The sequence below is a fragment of the Enterococcus phoeniculicola ATCC BAA-412 genome (assembly GCF_000407505.1).
Lineage (GTDB): Bacteria > Bacillota > Bacilli > Lactobacillales > Enterococcaceae > Enterococcus_K > Enterococcus_K phoeniculicola.
On the sequence record NZ_ASWE01000003.1, the window covers coordinates 353986 to 372584 of the forward strand.

The 18599-nt window shown below is 37.3% G+C and carries 16 protein-coding genes; 15 read left to right on the forward strand and 1 reads right to left on the reverse strand.

Features of this window, described 5'->3' with window-relative positions; genetic code table 11:
* Positions 1-40 precede the first annotated feature (40 nt).
* From I589_RS12355 to I589_RS12380, 7 genes are all read left to right on the forward strand, one after another.
* Positions 41-463, forward strand: coding sequence for a hypothetical protein (locus tag I589_RS12355; protein ID WP_010768102.1), 423 nt, complete (start codon positions 41-43; stop codon positions 461-463).
* Positions 464-774: 311 nt separating this feature from the next.
* Positions 775-2331, forward strand: coding sequence for a ClC family H(+)/Cl(-) exchange transporter (locus I589_RS12360; RefSeq protein ID WP_010768103.1), 1557 nt, complete (start codon positions 775-777; stop codon positions 2329-2331).
* Between the two features lie 308 nt (positions 2332-2639).
* Positions 2640-2795 (forward strand): hypothetical protein, encoded by a 156-nt coding sequence (locus tag I589_RS18385; protein WP_010768104.1) that lies wholly within the window; start codon positions 2640-2642, stop codon positions 2793-2795.
* 171 nt (positions 2796-2966) lie between these two features.
* Positions 2967-4199 carry a sodium/glutamate symporter gene (locus I589_RS12365; RefSeq protein WP_010768105.1) on the forward strand — a complete coding sequence of 411 codons (1233 nt, stop codon included), beginning with the start codon at positions 2967-2969 and terminating at the stop codon, positions 4197-4199.
* Positions 4200-4220: 21 nt separating this feature from the next.
* The gene (gene ftcD, locus I589_RS12370; RefSeq protein WP_010768106.1) at positions 4221-5120 is read left to right on the forward strand and encodes a glutamate formimidoyltransferase; all 900 of its coding nucleotides are present in this window, start codon (positions 4221-4223) and stop codon (positions 5118-5120) included.
* A 22-nt stretch (positions 5121-5142) separates the two neighbouring features.
* Positions 5143-5769, forward strand: a complete 627-nt coding sequence (locus I589_RS12375) for a cyclodeaminase/cyclohydrolase family protein (RefSeq protein WP_010768107.1) — start codon at positions 5143-5145, stop codon at positions 5767-5769.
* Between the two features lie 501 nt (positions 5770-6270).
* Positions 6271-7581, forward strand: coding sequence for an NCS2 family permease (locus I589_RS12380; protein WP_010768108.1), 1311 nt, complete (start codon positions 6271-6273; stop codon positions 7579-7581).
* A gap of 84 nt (positions 7582-7665) precedes the next feature.
* On the opposite strand, the gene I589_RS12385 is transcribed toward I589_RS12380, so the two are convergent.
* Positions 7666-10008 carry an ABC transporter ATP-binding protein/permease gene (locus I589_RS12385; RefSeq protein WP_010768109.1) on the reverse strand — a complete coding sequence of 781 codons (2343 nt, stop codon included), beginning with the start codon at positions 10006-10008 and terminating at the stop codon, positions 7666-7668.
* A gap of 192 nt (positions 10009-10200) precedes the next feature.
* Here I589_RS12385 and I589_RS12390 point away from each other — a divergent pair, with 192 nt between their 5' ends.
* From I589_RS12390 to murQ, 8 genes are all read left to right on the forward strand, one after another.
* Positions 10201-10881 carry a response regulator transcription factor gene (locus I589_RS12390; RefSeq protein ID WP_010768110.1) on the forward strand — a complete coding sequence of 227 codons (681 nt, stop codon included), beginning with the start codon at positions 10201-10203 and terminating at the stop codon, positions 10879-10881.
* Positions 10871-11902 carry a sensor histidine kinase gene (locus tag I589_RS12395; RefSeq protein ID WP_034685224.1) on the forward strand — a complete coding sequence of 344 codons (1032 nt, stop codon included), beginning with the start codon at positions 10871-10873 and terminating at the stop codon, positions 11900-11902. The genes I589_RS12390 and I589_RS12395 overlap by 11 nt, the downstream gene beginning before the upstream one ends.
* A 123-nt stretch (positions 11903-12025) precedes the next feature.
* Complete coding sequence (locus I589_RS12400; protein WP_010768112.1) at positions 12026-12379, forward strand: DUF2200 domain-containing protein; 354 nt, start codon at positions 12026-12028, stop codon at positions 12377-12379.
* Positions 12380-13210: 831 nt separating this feature from the next.
* On the forward strand, positions 13211-14059 hold the full coding sequence (locus tag I589_RS12405; RefSeq protein ID WP_010768113.1) for a PRD domain-containing protein: 849 nt from the start codon (positions 13211-13213) through the stop codon (positions 14057-14059).
* 17 nt (positions 14060-14076) lie between these two features.
* Positions 14077-15933 carry a glucose PTS transporter subunit IIA gene (locus I589_RS12410; RefSeq protein WP_010768114.1) on the forward strand — a complete coding sequence of 619 codons (1857 nt, stop codon included), beginning with the start codon at positions 14077-14079 and terminating at the stop codon, positions 15931-15933.
* Between the two features lie 19 nt (positions 15934-15952).
* Positions 15953-16666, forward strand: a complete 714-nt coding sequence (locus I589_RS12415; RefSeq protein ID WP_010768115.1) for a glucosamine-6-phosphate deaminase — start codon at positions 15953-15955, stop codon at positions 16664-16666.
* Positions 16663-17472, forward strand: a complete 810-nt coding sequence (locus I589_RS12420) for a carbohydrate deacetylase (RefSeq protein ID WP_010768116.1) — start codon at positions 16663-16665, stop codon at positions 17470-17472. The genes I589_RS12415 and I589_RS12420 overlap by 4 nt, the downstream gene beginning before the upstream one ends.
* 229 nt (positions 17473-17701) lie before the next feature.
* Positions 17702-18595 (forward strand): N-acetylmuramic acid 6-phosphate etherase, encoded by an 894-nt coding sequence (gene murQ / locus I589_RS12425; RefSeq protein WP_010768117.1) that lies wholly within the window; start codon positions 17702-17704, stop codon positions 18593-18595.
* Positions 18596-18599 lie beyond the last annotated feature (4 nt).

Consider the following 18599-nt stretch of genomic DNA (forward strand, 5'->3'; position numbering starts at 1 on the left):
TACTTGAAAAATAAGTGAATAAGTGGAAAAGGAGAGTAAGATGAAAGAAAAAAGTACAAATGAGTTACTTCATTCTTTGAAGGAAGCGGATAGTTTTAAGCGAGTCTATGCTGAAACTCAGCCTTATCTCATCAATCAATCCGTAAAAATACAGTTGGGTATTTTACTTGAAAAAACAGCAAAGACAAAAGCCGCAGTGATAAAAGCTGCAGCAATTTCAGAAGCAACAGGCTATCAATATTTTGATGGCAAACGAATTCCTCCAAGAGACAAGATGATTGCACTCATTCTAGGTTTTTCATTAACACTGGCACAAGCCAATGAATTATTGAAAAAAACTGGCTTTGGCATGCTCTATGCAAAGCATGAGAGAGATGCCGTCTTTATCTATGGTATCTCTCATCAGCTTTCTGTGTATGAAGTGAATGATTTGCTTTATGAAGAAGGGCTGGAAACGTTGTAGCAAATAAAAATGGCACTCATTACGCCCCAATTGTTAGAGAAAATGCTGACTGGTTTGTTCATTTGTCGTAAAAAAATTTTTTAGTAGACTTTTTTATCTGGTGAGAAAACAGCTAGCTAGATTGTTTAAGGTTACAGGAAAATAATTCGTTGAAGCAAGCCAGAAATGAGAGAAAAAAGTAAGGAAACGAATCTAGGCTGTTGCGAATTATTGTCTGATGTTTCATCGTTTAAATTCTAAAAATAACAATTTATCCCTTGAAAAAGCTATCCGATAAGCGTAGATTAAATAATGGATTGTGAGGGAACAGGATGGGACAAAAAGAGGGTCATGAATTACAAAAGCTAGATGGTACAAGGATTCTTTTCATAGGAAAGGGAATGATTGTCGGAATTTGTGTAGGTGTAGTGGTTACGCTGTTTCGATTTTTAATTGAGAAGATTAGTGAGCTGGTTGTTCACTGGTACTTATTTTTTCAGAAGCAACCAGTATGGATTATTCCGTGGGTGGTTGTCTCTATTTTTTTAGCAATTATTGTTGGACGATTAGTAAAAAGTGATGGAAATATCAAAGGAAGCGGGATTCCACAAGTAGAGGGTCAGCTTCAAGGGATAATTGATGTTCACTGGTTTTCTGTTCTATGGAAAAAGTTTCTTGGAGGTGTTCTGTCAATTAGTGCAGGGTTGTTTTTAGGTAGGGAAGGTCCTTCTATCCAATTGGGTGCAGTAGTGGCTCAAGGGGTGAGTGAGCAAATGAAAAGTACGAAGGCAGAAGAAAAAATTTTGATTTCTAGTGGAGCGAGTGCAGGGCTTTCTGCTGCATTTAACGCGCCGATTGCAGGACTTCTTTTTGTTTTAGAAGAAGTGTATCATTCATTTTCTCCACTGGTTTGGCTAACGAGTTTTTCTGCTGCTATTACGGCAAATTTTATTTCATTGTATGTATTTGGATTAAAGCCTGTTTTATATATTGGCACTATTGAAGCATTACCTTTACGGTATTATTGGACCCTTCCTGTTTTGGGAATTTTATTAGGTATTTTAGGCAGAGGGTATCAGCTTGTGCTTCTTCAATTACCAAAATGGTATGCAAAGATTCCTTATTTATCGCCTAATTATTATGGCGTCGTACCATTTTTAGCGATTATTCCTATTGCGCTCTTGTTTCCACATTTGTTAGGAGGCGGCAATCAAATTGTGCTAGCTCTTGCAGAAGCCCCATTCAGTTTGTGGCTATTGATAGGCTTATTTGGTTTACGATTTATTTTCTCAATGGTTTCTTACGGCTCGAACTTACCTGGTGGAATTTTCTTACCTATTCTAACTTTAGGTGCTGTTATTGGGACAATCTATGGCGTTTTTTTAACCAATTTTTTTGGCATGGAAAGTCTATTTATTAAAAATTTCTTGATGTTTGCCATGGCGGGTTATTTTGCTGCTATTGGAAAAGCCCCCCTTACAGCGATAATTTTAGTGACAGAAATGGTTGGAAACTTTTCTCATCTGATGTCAATTGGTGTGGTTGTTTTGGTTAGCTATGTAGTTGTTGATGTGTTAGGCGGACATCCAATATATGAAACCTTATTGGAAAGACTCGTAAAGCCAACCTTTCGGGATATTAGCGGACGAAAAACGATTCTTGAATTTCCAGTTCATGCAGAAAGTTCATTTGATGAGCAGATGGTTCGGGATATTAATTGGCCAGAAGACATGTTGTTGGCCTCTATCCGAAGAGGAGAATCAGAGTTGTTACCACACGGCGATACACTCATTCATAGCGGAGATACATTGCTTGTGTTGACAGATGAGTTGATTACACAAAAAGTAAAAATGGAATTGAAGAGATGTGAAAAAGCAGGAGAGGTCTGAACACTTCTGAGCTTCCTCTGTATCATTAAAAATAGAAAAACATAGTAACATTGGAGGGCGGACTGATTGGTGAATCAGTTTACGCTCTTTTTTAGGGGCAGGAAGTGAGCAGATGGATTGTGGTCTTTTGAATTTCGAGCTCTCATAAAAAAATGAGTTTCTTCGCAGTCGTGTTAAAATCTGATTTAAGTAGGAGCGTTGAGTATTCGTATAGGAACAATAAAAAATCTTTCTCCGTCCCGCTTTAAACGAAATGGCTCGCATTTTTTTCGTTTATGATACAATAGAGAAAAGAGGAGCTAAATAGAATGTATCCATACGCTGAGATAGGCTGGTTCATTCATGGTTTCATTAACAAGTACGAATATCTATGGTCTGCTTCTGCTTATTTTATGGTCTCGGATAAAAATGGCAAGTCAGATGATTTGTTGAAAATAACTGTGTCACCCTCCTATTTGTTTTAGAGGCGCGCAATAGTCAAAAAAGGAGACGTGATTTCAAGAGTCGTAGACTTTTAGAAAGCTTTTATCTATCTTTAAAATGTAAGCGCTTTATATTTTGTTGCTTTTTAAAGAAGTAGAATACACATAAAGTCGGATGGAAAAATTTGTTTTTATAGAAAGCGAGGTAAGAAAATGAGTATTGAAGTAGTCGAAGGTGTTCAAACGATGACAATCGACATGGTAGCAACTGCAGCTTTAGCGGGGTGTCTTTTGATGTTAGGTTATTTTATCAGAGAGAAGGTCCCGTTATTGGAACGTTTATGTATTCCTGCTCCTGTAATTGGCGGTTTTATCTGTACAATCGTTGTTTGGGGATTACGAGCATCCGGCACATTATCGATTACCATGGATACAACGCTTCAACTTCCTTTTATGCTAGCATTTTTTACTTGTGTCGGATTTGGTGGTAGTTTTAAACTTTTGAAAAATGGTGGTCGTCTTCTGGTTGTTTTTCTCGGTTCTTGTTGGGCGTTAGCAATTATTCAAAATGTGGTTGGTGTAGGATTGGCAAAAGTTTTAGGAATTAACCCAGTGTTAGGTGTAATGGCGGGGACGGTTTCTCTAGTTGGTGGACACGGGAACGCCGCTGCGTTTGGTCCTGTTGCAGAAGAATTAGGTGTTACGGGCGCTACAACTGTAGCAATTGCGGCGGCAACATTTGGCTTAGTTGTGGGAAGTTTAGCTGGTGGGCCTGTAGGAGATTTCCTAATCAAAAGAAATAAAATTAAAGCGGAGGTTCAAGATGAGGACGTTGTTGTGGAAGGTGGGAAACAGGTTGAACAAGGCGAGTTTACAAGTAAGTCATTTTTAGCTCATTTGACGATTGTTTTTGTATTTATGTTCGGTGGAATTTTAATTTCAAACTGGGTAGCAGCATTAGGTATTAAGAATTTTGCGTTACCTAACTATGTTGGGGCTATGTTTTTGGCTATAGGATTTAGAAATATTAATGATAAGCATGAGTTATTCAAGCTGGATTTTAAGGTAACAGACTTAATTTTGGATGTGGGATTAGGTTTCTTTTTAACGATGGCAATTATGACATTAAAAGTTTGGGAACTTGTTGATTTAGCAGGACCATTATTCATTATTCTAATTATTCAGTTTATCGTTTTGTTACTTTTTTCTGTATTTGTTGTTTTTCCACTACTTGGGAAAAATTATGACGGAGCAGTTATGACTGGCGGATTTACTGGTTGGGGAATGGGGATTGCTGCAACTGCCGTTGTGTGTATGAGCGCAATTTGTGAAAAATATAATGTTCGCTCGACCAAGGCATTTCTCATTGCCCCGCTTTGTGGTGCTGTGTTTGTGGATGTAGTCGCCATACCAACAATCATTTTCTTTATAACAAAATTTGCTTAAAAATAGAAAGGACGGATAACTATGGCAAAAATTATCGAATGTATTCCAAATTTTAGTGAAGGACAAGATCAAGCAATTATCGAAGGACTTGTAACTGTTGCAAAAGGGGTTCCTGGGGTCACATTGTTAGATTACTCTTCAGATGCGAGTCATAACCGAAGCGTATTTACTCTTGTTGGGGATGTAGAGGGGATTCAAGAAGCCGCATTTCAGCTTGTTAAATTTGCTTCTGAAAAAATAGATATGACGAAGCATCATGGAGAACATCCTCGAATGGGCGCAACAGATGTCGTTCCATTTGTTCCAATTAAAGATGTTACAGTTGCTGAATGTGTAGAGGTTTCAAAGAACGTAGCAGAAAGAATAAATCACGAGCTTTCAATTCCAATCTTTTTATATGAGGATTCTGCTCAAAAACCAGATAGAGTAAACTTAGCACGAATTCGAAAAGGGCAATTTGAAGGAATGACTGAAAAACTAAAACAACCTGAGTGGGCGCCCGATTATGGAGAAGCTAAAATTCATCCTACTGCAGGGGTGACTGCTGTTGGTGCTCGTATGCCGCTGGTAGCATTTAATGTGAATTTGGATACAGACAATATTGATATTGCAAACAAAATTGCTAAAATTGTCCGTGGGTCAAGTGGCGGATTCAAGTATTGCAAAGGGATTGGGGTTATGCTGGAGGACAGAAACATTGCACAGGTTTCAATGAACATGGTGAATTATGAAGGCACGCCATTGTATCGCGTAGTTGAGACAATCCGTTTTGAAGCGAAACGATATGGCGTCAATATTATTGGTAGTGAAGTGATTGGATTGACACCAGCTAAAGCGTTGATTGACTCTGCAGAATATTATCTTCAAATTGAAGCGTTTGATTATGGAAAACAAGTATTGGAAAATCATCTTTTAAATTAAGGAGAGTAATGGAGGAAACAACATGAAGTTAGTAGACATGAACGTGGCAGAATTTATTTCTGTACTGGGCTCGGATGCCCCAGCGCCTGGCGGAGGATCGGCATCTGCATTAGCGGGTTCGATGGGGACAGCATTAACAATGATGGTAATGAATTTAACAGTTGGCAAGAAAAAATATGAAGAATATGATAGCCAATCCAGAGAAATTTTGAAAAAAATGACGAAACTCAACAAGCAGCTTGTAGCGATTATTGATAGAGATACAGAGGCGTTTGAAGGGGTATCTGCTGTCTTTTCTATGCCTAAACAGACAGAGGAAGAAAAAGAAAAACGACGTGAAGCGATGCAAGCTGCATTAAAAACGGCAACACTTGTTCCATTTGAAATGATGGGTATAATGGTTGAAGCTGTGAATGAAACAAAAAAGGCGGTAGGTAAGTCTAATATAAATGCTGCGAGTGACTTGGGTGTTGCTGTATTGAATTTAAAATCAGGGATACAAGGCGCTTGGCTAAATGTGCTGATTAACCTTTCTGGTGTTAAGGATGAAGAATTTGTAGAACAATATCGAAAAGAAGGACAAAAAAGATTGGATGAAGGCTGCAAAACGGCAGACGAGGTTTATGAGGAGATTCTAAAAATTATTTGAGGAGATAAAGAGACAAACTTTCTTTTTACTGCAGAAAAAAGGGGATAATTAGGTTGATTCTTCTGTTAAGCATCGTTGAAAAAGCTCAGCGAATGGTTTTGTAAAAATAGTGGTCTCGTCTACGGATGGACGTGAAGGACGAGAGAGTCTTTTTTAGAAGGAAGAGGGCACTGAAAAATAAGCACAGATAGAGAATACAGGAAAATGATAGACTAAGAGAATGATAAAGGAGATTCGGCAGTGGTTGTCGCAATCTCCTTTTTATTTGTACATAATTCATTCTAGTAGCTTGTCTATGGAAATTTTGTATGGATAGGAAAAAAGCTGTTCAATAGATTGCAGTATGTTGAAAAGGGAATGTTCGTCTTTACTCTTCTTTTTTATTTCTTTATTTACTTATTGTCTTGTTTATTATATGATTATACACGTTGTTTTAGTTATATAATGCACTTTTTACGAACAATTTTTTGATTGTTTAACACTAGGGAGGATATTTAGAAAATGGAAAAAGTTCGTTCATATTTTGAACTAAAAGAGCTAAATACGACGGTAAAACGTGAAATTTTAGCTGGCTTCACTACCTTTATTTCAATGGCTTATATTTTATTTGTAAATCCAACAGTGCTAGGGGCATCTGGCATGGATGAGGGAGCAGTGTTTACTGCTACAGCACTTGCAAGTGCATTGGGTTGTATATTAATGGGGATTTTTGCTAAATATCCAATCGCAACTGCTCCTGCATTAGGAATTAACGCATTTTTTGCTTATTCTGTTTGTATTGGTATGGGCATTCCTTGGGAAACTGCTTTGGCAGGTGTTTTCGTTGCTTCACTTATTTTTATTTTAATTACCGTATTTAAGCTACGTGAATTAATTATTGATGCGATTCCTGCAGACTTGAAATATGCGATTTCAGGTGGTATCGGGTTGTTTATTGCCTTTTTAGGATTGAGTGAAGGAGGAATCATCGTCGCAAATGATTCTACATTAATTGCCTTAGGCCCATTAAATGTTGGCTCTACTTGGTTAACTATTTTTGGACTAACGGTTACAGCAGTTCTTTTGATTCGCCGAACACCGGGTGGTATTTTTATCGGAATGGCTGCTACAACATTATTAGGACTTGCAACAGGTTTGATTCAAGCACCCGAAAAAATTATTTCAGCTGCTCCTAGTCTGAAGCCAACGTTTTTGGTTGCTTTAAAGCATGTCGGGGATATTAACTCGCTGCAGCTTTGGGTCGTTGTCTTGACGTTCTTGTTAGTTACATTTTTTGATACAGCAGGCACGTTAGTTGGGCTAGCGAACCAAGCAGGTTTTATGAAGGATAACAAGATGCCACGGGTTGGGAAAGCATTAGCTGCTGATTCAACAGCGATGTTAGCAGGATCTTTATTAGGAACGTCTCCTGTAGGTGCTTATGTAGAATCTTCTGCCGGAATTGCGGTGGGTGGTCGTTCAGGACTAACAGCTGTAACTACAGGGTTCTTCTTTATTTGCGGGTTATTCTTTTCTCCTTTACTATCAGTTGTGACGTCTCAAGTAACTGCACCGGCACTGATTGTCGTGGGTGTTTTAATGGCACAATCACTCAGCCACGTCAAATGGGGTGAAATGGAAATTGCGATTCCATCCTTCTTGATTTTATTGGGGATGCCGTTGACATATAGTATTTCTGACGGGATTGCGTTAGGCTTTATTTTCTATCCAATCACTATGATTGCTGCAAAACGTGGGAAAGAAGTCTCCCCAATTATGTATATTCTCTTCTTTGTATTTATTGGCTTTATGTGGATATTAAATGTGAAATAAAAAAAATCGGCGTTTGTTGAGGAGGTCTGTAAAAAAGACCTTCTTCAACTGCGCCGATTCTTTTTCCTGTTTTTCTATAAAAACTTATTCTGCACGTAATGCAATAGCGGCATCTTTTTTCGCAGCCATTCTTGCTGGAATATGTCCACCTAACATAGTTAAAATAGTACTAATGATGATTAACGTAATCGCATGTAGAGGATTCAACTGCGCAACATTTTTTAACTCTGTCACGTTATATAGCACATAGTTAATTGGGAAGGTGGAGAGCCAGGCAATGACTACTCCCAGCGTTCCAGAAGCAATCCCTAAAATACATGTTTCTGCATCAAACACACGAGTGATGTCTTTTTTTCGAGCCCCTAAGGCTTTTAAAACACCAATTTCTTTGGTTCGTTCAATGACAGATGTATACGTAATAATACTAATCATAATCATACTTGTAACTAAGGAAATAGCAGCAAAAGCAACGAGTACATAGGTAATAGCATCCATTAATCCGCCAGTAAGTTCTGTCATTGTCCCAGCTAAATCCTGATAAATGATAGTCTCTTCTTTTTCTTTGCCTTTATTCCAATCATCAAGGTACGTTAAGATTTCTTCTTTATCTTTAAAATTATTTGGGTAAATCATAATGCTGTAAGGAAGACTTTCTCCACCAAGAGAAGCTAAAAATGCTTTCTTAGATGAAGCATCTATTTTTTCATTGGTCATGACATTTACGTCGCTACCTTGTTGGGCAGTCACAATTTTTGATTCTTTATTTTGATCGACAATTTTTGTTGTTAACTTGTCACTATAAGCAATTCCTGGTGCTAAAAGATTCATTGTAGAAGAAGATTTTACACGTAAAATTCCAGAAATCTTAATTTCTTCATTTCCTGCATTCTTATAAATGGATGCATAATCTGTATTAGGAATGAAGTTTCCTGTAGGAAGTTCTGTGTAATAGCTGTCATTTGGGATTAGCTTCATCGACGTGCCAACAATTTTATCAAAATCAATTTTTTCATCTTCTTTTAAATCGAAGCCTAGATTTTTTAATGCATTAATATTTGTATTATTATTTCCATCGACAATCAAGACAATATCATTTGGAGAAGCGGGATAGTTTCCTGCTAAAAGAGAGTAGTTGTCTTTTAAGAAATTTCCGCTATTTTCTTCAAGCTGTGTTGGAAAAGAAGAAACACCGATTCCTGTCATGGAAGTCATGGCAGAGGTCATAGCACTTGACGCACTATCTGGTGAATCATTTGAAAATTTGACTGGTTGAACTTCTCCATCAACTTCTCGTAACAAATTCATTCCTACCATACGGGTAAACCCAATATTATTACTTAGCTTTGGATCAATATTTTCTACATAGTCGACATATTTCTGGTCAATTTTATTTGTGTGCTGTGCTTTATCCTGCGCACTTAATTTTGCAGTGACTGTTTTTTCTTTAGGATAAGAGCCTTTAGATGCACCTAACGCGTCTTTTTGATTCATATCTTGTTCAGCAGCTACTTGGGAGATAGTGATAGGAAACTTCGACATGGTTTCTGATTGTGTTTTATCTATCTGAGCCTGAAATCCATTAGACAATGCGAGAACAATAGCAATCCCGATAATTCCTATGCTTGATGCAAAAGAGGTTAGGATGGTTCTCCCTTTTTTTGTTCGGATATTATTGAATGAAAGCTTTAAGGCAGTTGTAAACTTCATGCGTGTATGCTTTAGGTTAAATTGATCTGGTTTAGGTCGTTCGATATGTGGTTTGGAATCATTCTGAATTTTTCCATCTGCAAATTCAATAATTCGATTGGCGTACTGATGGGCTAGTTCTGGATTATGGGTGACCATTACGACCAGTTTTTCTTTGGAAAGCTCTTGAATCAGCTTCATGATTTGTACACTAGTCTCTGTATCCAAAGCACCAGTTGGTTCATCACAAAGAAGAATATCAGGGTCATTTGCCAACGCACGAGCAATAGCTACCCTTTGCATCTGACCGCCAGAAAGCTGGTTTGGCTTTTTATGCATATGCTCTTTTAGACCAACACGCTCCAGTGCTTGAGTTGCTTTTTTGTGTTTTTCTTCTTTAGAGACACCACTTAACGTCATGCCTAGTTCAACATTATCAATGATTCCTAAGTGGCTGATTAGGTTGTAACTTTGAAAAACGAAACCAACGGAGTTATTTCTATAAGCATCCCAATCGGAATCTTTAAAGGTTTTGGTTCCTTTGCCGTTAATAATCATATCGCCAGAATCGTAGTTATCCAAGCCGCCAATGACATTCAACAGAGTGGTCTTCCCAGAACCACTTGGTCCAAGAATGGCAACAAATTCCTGTTTTCTAAAGGCAACAGAAACACCATCTAAGGCTTTTGTGGTTGTTTCTCCTACTTTATAATGTTTTTTAATATCTTTTAGTTCTAACATTAAAATCCCCCGCTTTCATTTCTATCTTAGAAAGAATCTATGAATTAATGTAAAGTTTCATGAATTTTTTTGTAAAAAATCGTGAATCTTTCATAATAATTTGAAGTGTAGCAGGGAATTATTAACTGAATGTGAACTCGTTCATGTTTGATTCATAATGTAATGGTAAACTATAGGCGGGAGGGTGAATGTATGAATACAATTCTCATTATTGAAGACGATAAACATTTATTAAGACTCTATGCTTCGGTTCTTAACAAAGCACATTTTAAAACAATTGAGGCTTTGAATGGTGAAGAAGCGTTTGATATTTTAGATAAACAATATGTTGACTTGATTATTACGGATGTCATGATGCCAGAGATGGATGGATTTGAATTTTCCAAATTGTTAAGAGAGACGGGGAATAAAACACCGATTCTGATGATTACAGCTAAAAATACCTTTGAAGATAAGAAGCGCGGATTCAAATTAGGTATTGATGACTATATGGTGAAGCCAATTGATGTGAAAGAAATGGTGTTAAGAGTAGAAGCACTGTTAAGAAGGGCGAAAAGTTTCTATGCCCAAGAGCTTGTGGTAAACACCACTTCCTTAAATCAAGAAGAGCTGACGGTGACACAAAATGAACAGATAACAGTAGTCCCGCAAAAAGAGTTTCAGTTACTATATAAATTATTGTCGTATCCCAATAAAATATTTACCAGACAGCAGTTAATGGACACAATTTGGGGATTAGAGACGGATACAGAGGAGCGGACGATTGATGTACACATTAAACGTTTACGGACTCGATTTGAGAAAAATACGGACTTTCAGATTGTAACGGTTCGAGGGTTAGGCTACAAAGCGGTGATTACGTATGAGAAATAAATTACGTTCCAAGCTTTGGATTTATTTAGCGAGTATCATTTTTTTGCTTATTTTAACGACGTTTATCGTCTTCACATTCATTATTTATTTGATTGCACGGTTTAATTTATTATCAGGTCAGGAAAGATTTTTTCCAATATTTATCTTTATTTCAGCATTTAGTATCATCATCAGCTCAGGTGTCTCAGCGATTGTTGGAAAAAGAATTCTGAAACCTATTGCAGAGCTTAGAAAAAGTATGAATCAGGTGACTCAGGGAGACTTCTCCATTCAAATGAATCAGGTCTACACGATAGATGAAGTGAGTGATCTATACACAGATTTTAATATTATGGTCAAAGAATTGGGGAGTACAGAGACATTAAGAAATGACTTTGTTTCCAGTGTTTCCCATGAATTTAAGACACCTATCACAATTATTCAAGGGTATGTTCAGCTTTTACAGGATTCTGAGTTGACACCAGAAGAACGTGCCGAATTTTATCAGCGGATTTTGGAAGGAACACAGCAATTAGCTACATTGTCAGATAATATTTTGAAATTGACGAAACTAGAAACGCAAAATAGTGAGATTGAGAAAGCAGACTTTCGATTAGACGAACAAATTCGAGAGGTCATTTTGTTTTTACAGCCTAAATGGGAAAGACGAAACTTGAGTTTAGACATAGAGTTGCCGAATGCTGTTTATAATGGAAGTGAAGAATTTCTCTATCAGGTATGGTTAAATATATTGGATAACGCCATTAAATACAATAAGGAAAATGGACATATTTCAGTGAAGCTGGAAGAAAAATCTTCTGTATTTTTAGTAGAAATTGTTGACTCTGGAGTAGGGATGACTGATGCGGAGGCTGAAAAGTCTTTTGATAAGTTCTATCAAGCAGATAGAAGCCGAAAAACAGAAGGAAACGGCTTGGGATTATCGCTATCTCAAAAAATTATTGAGCTTCATAAAGGGCATATTCGTGTAAACAGCAAGCTAGATATTGGGACGGTATTTGTGATTGAACTACCGAAATAAGAAAGAAGCAGTTTTAGAAGAAATATAAGTTATCTGCTATGGAGGCAATGTGCTATGCAAAAAAATATATTTTTTCAAGAAGACATGCGACAATGAATAAAAATGAATCGAGGAGGAGCGAAAATGGCAGATCATAAAATCTTTCATATGAGTTTTGCGAGTGTTTATCCTTTATATATCAAAAAAGCAGAGCGAAAACTGCGAACAAAAGAAGAAGTGGACACCATCATTTACTGGTTAACTGGTTATGATGAGGAAAGCTTGAAACAACAGATTGACCGTGCTGTTGATTTTACGACTTTTTTTGCAGAAGCACCAAAGATGAATGAGGCAGCACCGCTAATTAAAGGAGTAGTCTGTGGGGTACGGGTAGAAGAAATTGACGATCCACTTATGCAGAAGATACGGTATTTAGATAAGCTTATTGATGAGCTGGCAAAAGGGAAAAAGATGGAGAAAATTTTGAGAAAAGCATAGTTTTTTTCTAGTCGAGATGATGAAAAATTCCTCCTTGTTAGAAAGAGCATTTTAACAAGATATTTAGAGGAACTTGCGAAAGATAGTTTGTCTTTTACTTTATAAGTGAGGGTGCAGATGTCTTATGCATATGGACGATTTTTAACTGAGAAAGGGATAAAACCGATAAAGATAGGAGGAGGTCGGGACAGAAGTGTTCAGCTTATTTTCGAAGCCTTCAACTCTAGCATGTCTCATGCGTAGAAGTTGTTGAGAGACAAACGCAGTGGAGACCTTCAACTCTAGCATGTTTCATGCGTAGAAGTTGTTGAGAGCGAAACGCAGTGGAGACCTTCAACTCTAGCATGTTTCATGCGTAGAAGTTGTTGAGAGCGAAACGCAGTGGAGACCTTCAACTCTAGCATGTTTCATGCGTAGAAGTTGTTGAGAGCGAAACGCAGTGGAGACCTTCAACTCTAGCATGTTTCATGCGTAGAAGTTGTTGAGAGCGAAACGCAGTGGAGACCTTCAACTCTAGCATGTTTCATGCGTAGAAGTTGTTGAGAGCGAAACGCAGTGGAGATGAGTTCCTTCTGTTCCCACCCTTTATTAAGATTTTACAAAGGTGTGGAATAACTTAATTAGTTATGTCCCACCTTCTTTCTTTTTTTTATTTGAAAAAAACTTGACGATTTTAAAAAATGTGTTATCCTATATTTGTAAACACTTACATAAAATGGATTTGTTACGGAAAATGCCGGCATGACCTAAATGACCACAATTGTTGTGGCTCATTTGGGTCTTTTTTTGTTTTCAAATGGATGTGTGTTTATATAACTACTCGAGAGGAAGGTGACTGATAACGTGCACGTGCTAAGAAGAATTAATAACAACGTTGTATTAGCAGAAGAAAATGGAAAGAAAATTATTGTCATGGGAAATGGTGTAGGGTTTAAAGTTTATCCCAATGAGTCAATTGATGAGAAAAAAATCGAGCAGACGTTTGTTCCTCAAATGGAAAGTGAAGTGAGCTACTGGGAAGATATTCTAAAAGAAATACCATTAGATGTCTTAACAACGGCTCAGAAAGTTTTGGAACTTGCTAAAAATCAATTAGATAAAGAACTTTCTCAAAATTTAATGGTTACGTTATCAGATCATATTGTATTTTCGATAAAACGACTGGAAGAGGGAATACTGTTAAGCCATCCTTTGTCATGGGAAATTAAGCAATATTATCCTAAAGAACTTGAGGTTGCCAAAGAAACGTTAAGACTCATTAATCAAGAGTTGTCCATTCAACTGACAGAAGAAGAGGTCCCGTTTTTAGCCATGCATTTTGTAAATGCACAGATGAATTATACAGGTGGCGTAGGGTCTGAGGATGTGATTGAAGTCATTCAGCAAAGTGTAAACATCATCAAATATCACTTCCAAATAGAAATTAATCAGAACACCACTTCATTTGCCCGATTCGTTTCTCACTTGAGATACTATATCATTCGTCAATTAAAAAAAGAGCAGTCAGTGAATTCTTTGGACAATGAGCTCATTCAAGTAGTTCAAACAAAATATGCAAAAGAATATAATTGTGCAATAAAAATCGCTAATTATTTAGAAAAAAATTATCATACTCAAACAAATGAAAATGAACTGGTTTATTTGTCTCTTCACATTAATCGATTGGTGAAGGAAAGCTAGTTAAAGGAGGATCGTCCATGGATATTCAAGAAGAGGTGAATCAAATTATCACAGGTGTAGGTGGGAAAAAAAACATTAAAACACTGACGCATTGTGTGACTCGACTACGATTTACTGTAAAAGAAGAGAAAGAAATCGATATAAAATCTATTGAAAAATTACCTGATGTTTTAGGGGTTCAAACGAGTGGGGGTCAATTCCAAGTAATTGTGGGTCCAAAAGTGGACAAACTATATAAAGAAGCGGTTTCTCAGACGGGTGGAGCATTTTCAAATGAAGAGATGCCTGAAGAAAAGAAAAAATGGAAGTTTAGTTCTATATTAGAAACACTTTCAGCCATCTTGATTCCTAGTTTACCACCAATCATTGGTGGCGGGATGATTAAAGGATTTTTATTCATGTTTTGGCAATTTGGCTGGGTGGAAATGGATAGTCAAATTTTTGAAGTAATCAATATCATTTCAGATGGAATGTTCTATTTTTATCCGTTCTTACTGGCGGTGAGTGCTGCCAAACGTTTTAAAACAAATGAATACATGGCACTTGCTTTGGCTGGCTCTCTCATGTATCCATCGATTATTCAAGGAGCAGGTGAGTCTAGTGCACCTATTCGTATTTTAGGAGCCATTCAAATTCCATACATTGACTATAGTTCTTCAGTCATTCCAATCATTTTATCCGTTTTTGCTATGAGTTTTGTTTATCGCTTTTTCAAAGACCGGATACCAGACTTACTGAGTACTATATTTACGCCGATGCTTACATTAGCAATTATGATTCCAGTAGAACTCGCATTATTAGCACCGCTTGGGTTTTATGCTGGTGATTACGTGGCAAAAGGAATGCAGGTTTTACTTGATTTTTCACCAATTCTTTCAGGATTTGTTATTGGAGCAACTCGTCCATTTCTCGTGTTGACAGGGACACATCATGCAATGAGGGCGATTGTACAACAGCAAATATCTACCTATGGGTATACCACAATTGGAGCAATGAACTATATGTCAGTTATTGCACAAGCAAGTGCTGCCTTAGGTGTTTTCCTAGTTGTAAAAAATAAAAAAATGAAAAATATTTCGTTTAGTTCTGCAATTTCAGGATTTTTAGGGGTGACTGAGCCTGCACTTTATGGGGTCATTGTAAAATATAAAATTGTTATGATTGCAACAATGATAGGAGGAGGTATTGCGGCTTCGATTACCTCGTACTTTGGTTCAGCAGAATACGCGATGGTTATGTCGAGCTTGCTAACAATCCCAGCTACGTTTGGTAATGGATTTATTGGAATTGTTATTGGCATTCCAGTCGCTGTTCTCATTACATTGGCTATTATTTATATAGGGAAATCATCTATTTTGAATGAAGATAAGAAACGACAAACAGAGAAAGCACCAGCTGCTGCAGTGGAAAACAAGCAGACTGTCGAAATTAAAAATCCTGCAAATGGAACGGTCTTACCTTTGTCTGTATTAAAGGATAAAACCTTTGCTAACGAGATTATGGGAAAAGGAATTGCAATTGCCTCAAGTGATGGGATATTGCGCGCACCTGTTAATGGAGAAGTCACTGCCATTTTTCCAACTAATCATGCAATCTCTATTATTGGGGATACAGGAGTTGAGGTGCTTCTTCACGTAGGAATGGATACAGTTAACCTTAAAGGTCAGTTTTTCCATCCAAAAGTAAAACAAGGCGACAGCGTAAAGATTGGAGAGGAACTACTGCAGTTTGATCAAGAGAAAATCAAACAAGCGGGGTATGACGATATAGTGATTATGGTTATCACCAACACGCAAGAGTATTTAGATGTTTTACCAAATAAAGAAGATGGGCTTGTCAGCGGTCAAGAAAATCTCTTGACGGTTTTAGCATAAAATTTGAGGAGGAAGAAAGATGAAATTAATTATTGCAAACGATGAAAAAGAAATGAGTGCGATTGCGGCACAACACTTGCTAGGATATATGTACAAAGAAGAAAGAGTGAATCTTGCTATTACAGGAGGAACATCACCGAAAGGAACCTATGAGATTCTTGCACCTCAAGTAAAAGGGAAACCCTATTTTTCAAATGTTCATTATTACAATTTTGATGAGATTCCTTATAAAAAGGAAGACAGAGAGGGTGTAACCCTTTCTGAATTACGGAAATTGTATTTTACGCCGGCAGAAATTTCAGATGAATTTATTCATCCATTAGACCAGCACAATTATTTAGATCAAGATAAACGATTAAAAGAGGATGGCGGCTTAGACGTCTTATTCCTTGGTGTTGGAGCAGATGGCCATTATTGTGGGAATCTACCCCAGACTACAAAGTTTGGTGATCTCACTTCACGAGTTGAAAATGACGACCGATTAAAAGCGCGTATTTTACCAGAGTTTAACAATGTGGAAGAGGATGTACCTGACTACTATATTACAATGGGGCCTCGAAGCGTGATGGCGGCCAAGCATTTAATTATGATTGCAACAGGAACGAAAAAAGCAGCGATTATTGAACGTTTACTAAATGGTCCAGTAGATGAGAATGTACCTGCAACACTCTTAATGCTGCATCCTAATTTAACCTTAATTATTGATAAAGATGCGGCAAGTCAATTAAAATGAAACATTATTTAATAGTTAATGCAGATGATTTCGGCTATAGTCGAGGAACTAATTATGGCATTTTAGATAGTTTCCAGCAGGGAATTGTGACCTCTACAACTATAATGGCGAATACGCCGGGCTTTATGCAGGCAGTTGAAATAGCTAAACGTCATCCTAAGCTAGGTGTAGGAATTCATTTAAATGTCACGTTTGGTCAACCACTAGGAAAAGGCTACAAAAAAATAATTGATTTCTCTGGTAATTTTCCAGCGTTATCTCCAACGAATACGTCACAGTTAATCGTTGATGAAAAAGAGATGGAGAAGGAGCTGCGCTTACAAATTGAACGCGTGTTAAGCGTGGGAATTGTCCCGACTCATCTGGACAGTCATCATCATTTCCATAAAGAAGAAGACGCAACGAGGCTAGTTTGTAAGCTAGCAAAGGATTATGGACTACCCATTAGATGGGGATATGGATTGGATTTACCGGAAGATATAAAAAAGGTTGATCAATTAATTTTAGATTTTGACTTTACGATTATGGAAATCATGAATCAAGCAAATGCTCAATGGGATGAACAAATCTTAATGTATATTCAACGGATAATAAAAGAGATAAAAATGAACGGCTGGGACTATACAGAAATCATGTGTCATCCTGCTTACGTAGATAAGTATCTCTATGAGCATACCTCAATGGATAAGGTTCGTGCGTTTGAAACAGCCGCTCTTTCTCATCCTTCAATAGCTAAATTGCTAGAAAAAAATGAGATTTATTTAACAAATTATCAATCATTGAAAAATGATGGAACCAATTTCTGATAAATAAAAGACCCTGAAACACTGAGCTGATGAAGCTTTTGTTTCAGGGTTTTTTGAGCGGTTCTATTTCTTGTTGAAAGAGTGCAAGAAGTCGTTGATTTCAGATAAGTTTCTTTTATTTTTAAAAATTTTTGAAATAATATTTCTTTAAATAGAGTTAATAGTTGAAATATAATTTCATAAGATGTATACTCTTTTTTGTAAGAGATTCCATTTAGGATGTGAGTGCATGTTAGAGAAGCTAGCAACGGAGAAGCGTAATGAATCAACAATGAATTTAGACAAGCTATCCGTGAGAGAAATTGCAATAAAAATGAATGAAGAAGACGGCAAAGTAATACAAGCAATCAAACAAGAAATAGATGCAATTGAGGAAGTGATTGTTAATGTTACAAATTGCCTGAAAAAAGGAGGGAGATTATTTTATATTGGCGCGGGTACAAGTGGTCGTTTAGGCGTGCTTGATGCAGCGGAGTGCGTCCCTACATTTAATATTAATCCAGAGATGGTTCAAGGATTGATTGCTGGCGGTCAAAAGGCAATGACTGTTGCGGTTGAAGGAGCGGAGGATTCACTTACCTTAGCGGAAGAGGACTTAAAGGAACGAGGGTTAACAGAAAAGGACTTTGTATTAGGAATCGCTGCAAGCGGGCGAACACCTTATGTCATCGGCGGATTAACCTTTGCCCGTAAGTTAGGGGCTAAAACAGGAGCACTTTCCTGTAACAAACAGGCAGAGATCAGTAAGTATGCTGAGTTTGCAATTGAAGTAGAAGCAGGTCCGGAGGTGTTGACAGGCTCCACACGGTTAAAAGCAGGAACTGCCCAGAAATTAGTATTAAATATGATATCAACAGCAAGTATGGTCCAATTAGGAAAAGTTTTTCAAAATTTAATGGTAGATGTTCAACCGACCAATATGAAATTAGTTGAACGCGCAAAGCGAATCATTATGGAAGCTACAGGCGTTTCATTTGAAAAGGCATCTTTTTATTTTGAAGATTCCCAGCAACACGTGAAATTAGCAATCGTTCGAATATTAACGGGAACGTCGAATGAAGAAGCAGCGCGTCTTCTTGAAGAAAACCAAGGATTTGTTCAAAAATCTGTTGAAGACCACTAAGTCT

Excerpts from the sequence above, each read along its gene's own strand:
- I589_RS12355 (WP_010768102.1), top strand. The coding sequence starts at position 41 with ATGAAAGAAAAAAGTACAAATGAGTTACTTCATTCTTTGAAGGAAGCG.
- I589_RS12360 (WP_010768103.1), top strand. The coding sequence starts at position 775 with ATGGGACAAAAAGAGGGTCATGAATTACAAAAGCTAGATGGTACAAGG.
- I589_RS18385 (WP_010768104.1), top strand. The coding sequence starts at position 2,640 with ATGTATCCATACGCTGAGATAGGCTGGTTCATTCATGGTTTCATTAAC.
- I589_RS12365 (WP_010768105.1), top strand. The coding sequence starts at position 2,967 with ATGAGTATTGAAGTAGTCGAAGGTGTTCAAACGATGACAATCGACATG.
- ftcD (WP_010768106.1), top strand. The coding sequence starts at position 4,221 with ATGGCAAAAATTATCGAATGTATTCCAAATTTTAGTGAAGGACAAGAT.
- I589_RS12375 (WP_010768107.1), top strand. The coding sequence starts at position 5,143 with ATGAAGTTAGTAGACATGAACGTGGCAGAATTTATTTCTGTACTGGGC.
- I589_RS12380 (WP_010768108.1), top strand. The coding sequence starts at position 6,271 with ATGGAAAAAGTTCGTTCATATTTTGAACTAAAAGAGCTAAATACGACG.
- I589_RS12385 (WP_010768109.1), bottom strand. The coding sequence starts at position 10,008 with ATGTTAGAACTAAAAGATATTAAAAAACATTATAAAGTAGGAGAAACA.
- I589_RS12390 (WP_010768110.1), top strand. The coding sequence starts at position 10,201 with ATGAATACAATTCTCATTATTGAAGACGATAAACATTTATTAAGACTC.
- I589_RS12395 (WP_034685224.1), top strand. The coding sequence starts at position 10,871 with ATGAGAAATAAATTACGTTCCAAGCTTTGGATTTATTTAGCGAGTATC.
- I589_RS12400 (WP_010768112.1), top strand. The coding sequence starts at position 12,026 with ATGGCAGATCATAAAATCTTTCATATGAGTTTTGCGAGTGTTTATCCT.
- I589_RS12410 (WP_010768114.1), top strand. The coding sequence starts at position 14,077 with ATGGATATTCAAGAAGAGGTGAATCAAATTATCACAGGTGTAGGTGGG.
- I589_RS12415 (WP_010768115.1), top strand. The coding sequence starts at position 15,953 with ATGAAATTAATTATTGCAAACGATGAAAAAGAAATGAGTGCGATTGCG.
- I589_RS12420 (WP_010768116.1), top strand. The coding sequence starts at position 16,663 with ATGAAACATTATTTAATAGTTAATGCAGATGATTTCGGCTATAGTCGA.
- murQ (WP_010768117.1), top strand. The coding sequence starts at position 17,702 with ATGTTAGAGAAGCTAGCAACGGAGAAGCGTAATGAATCAACAATGAAT.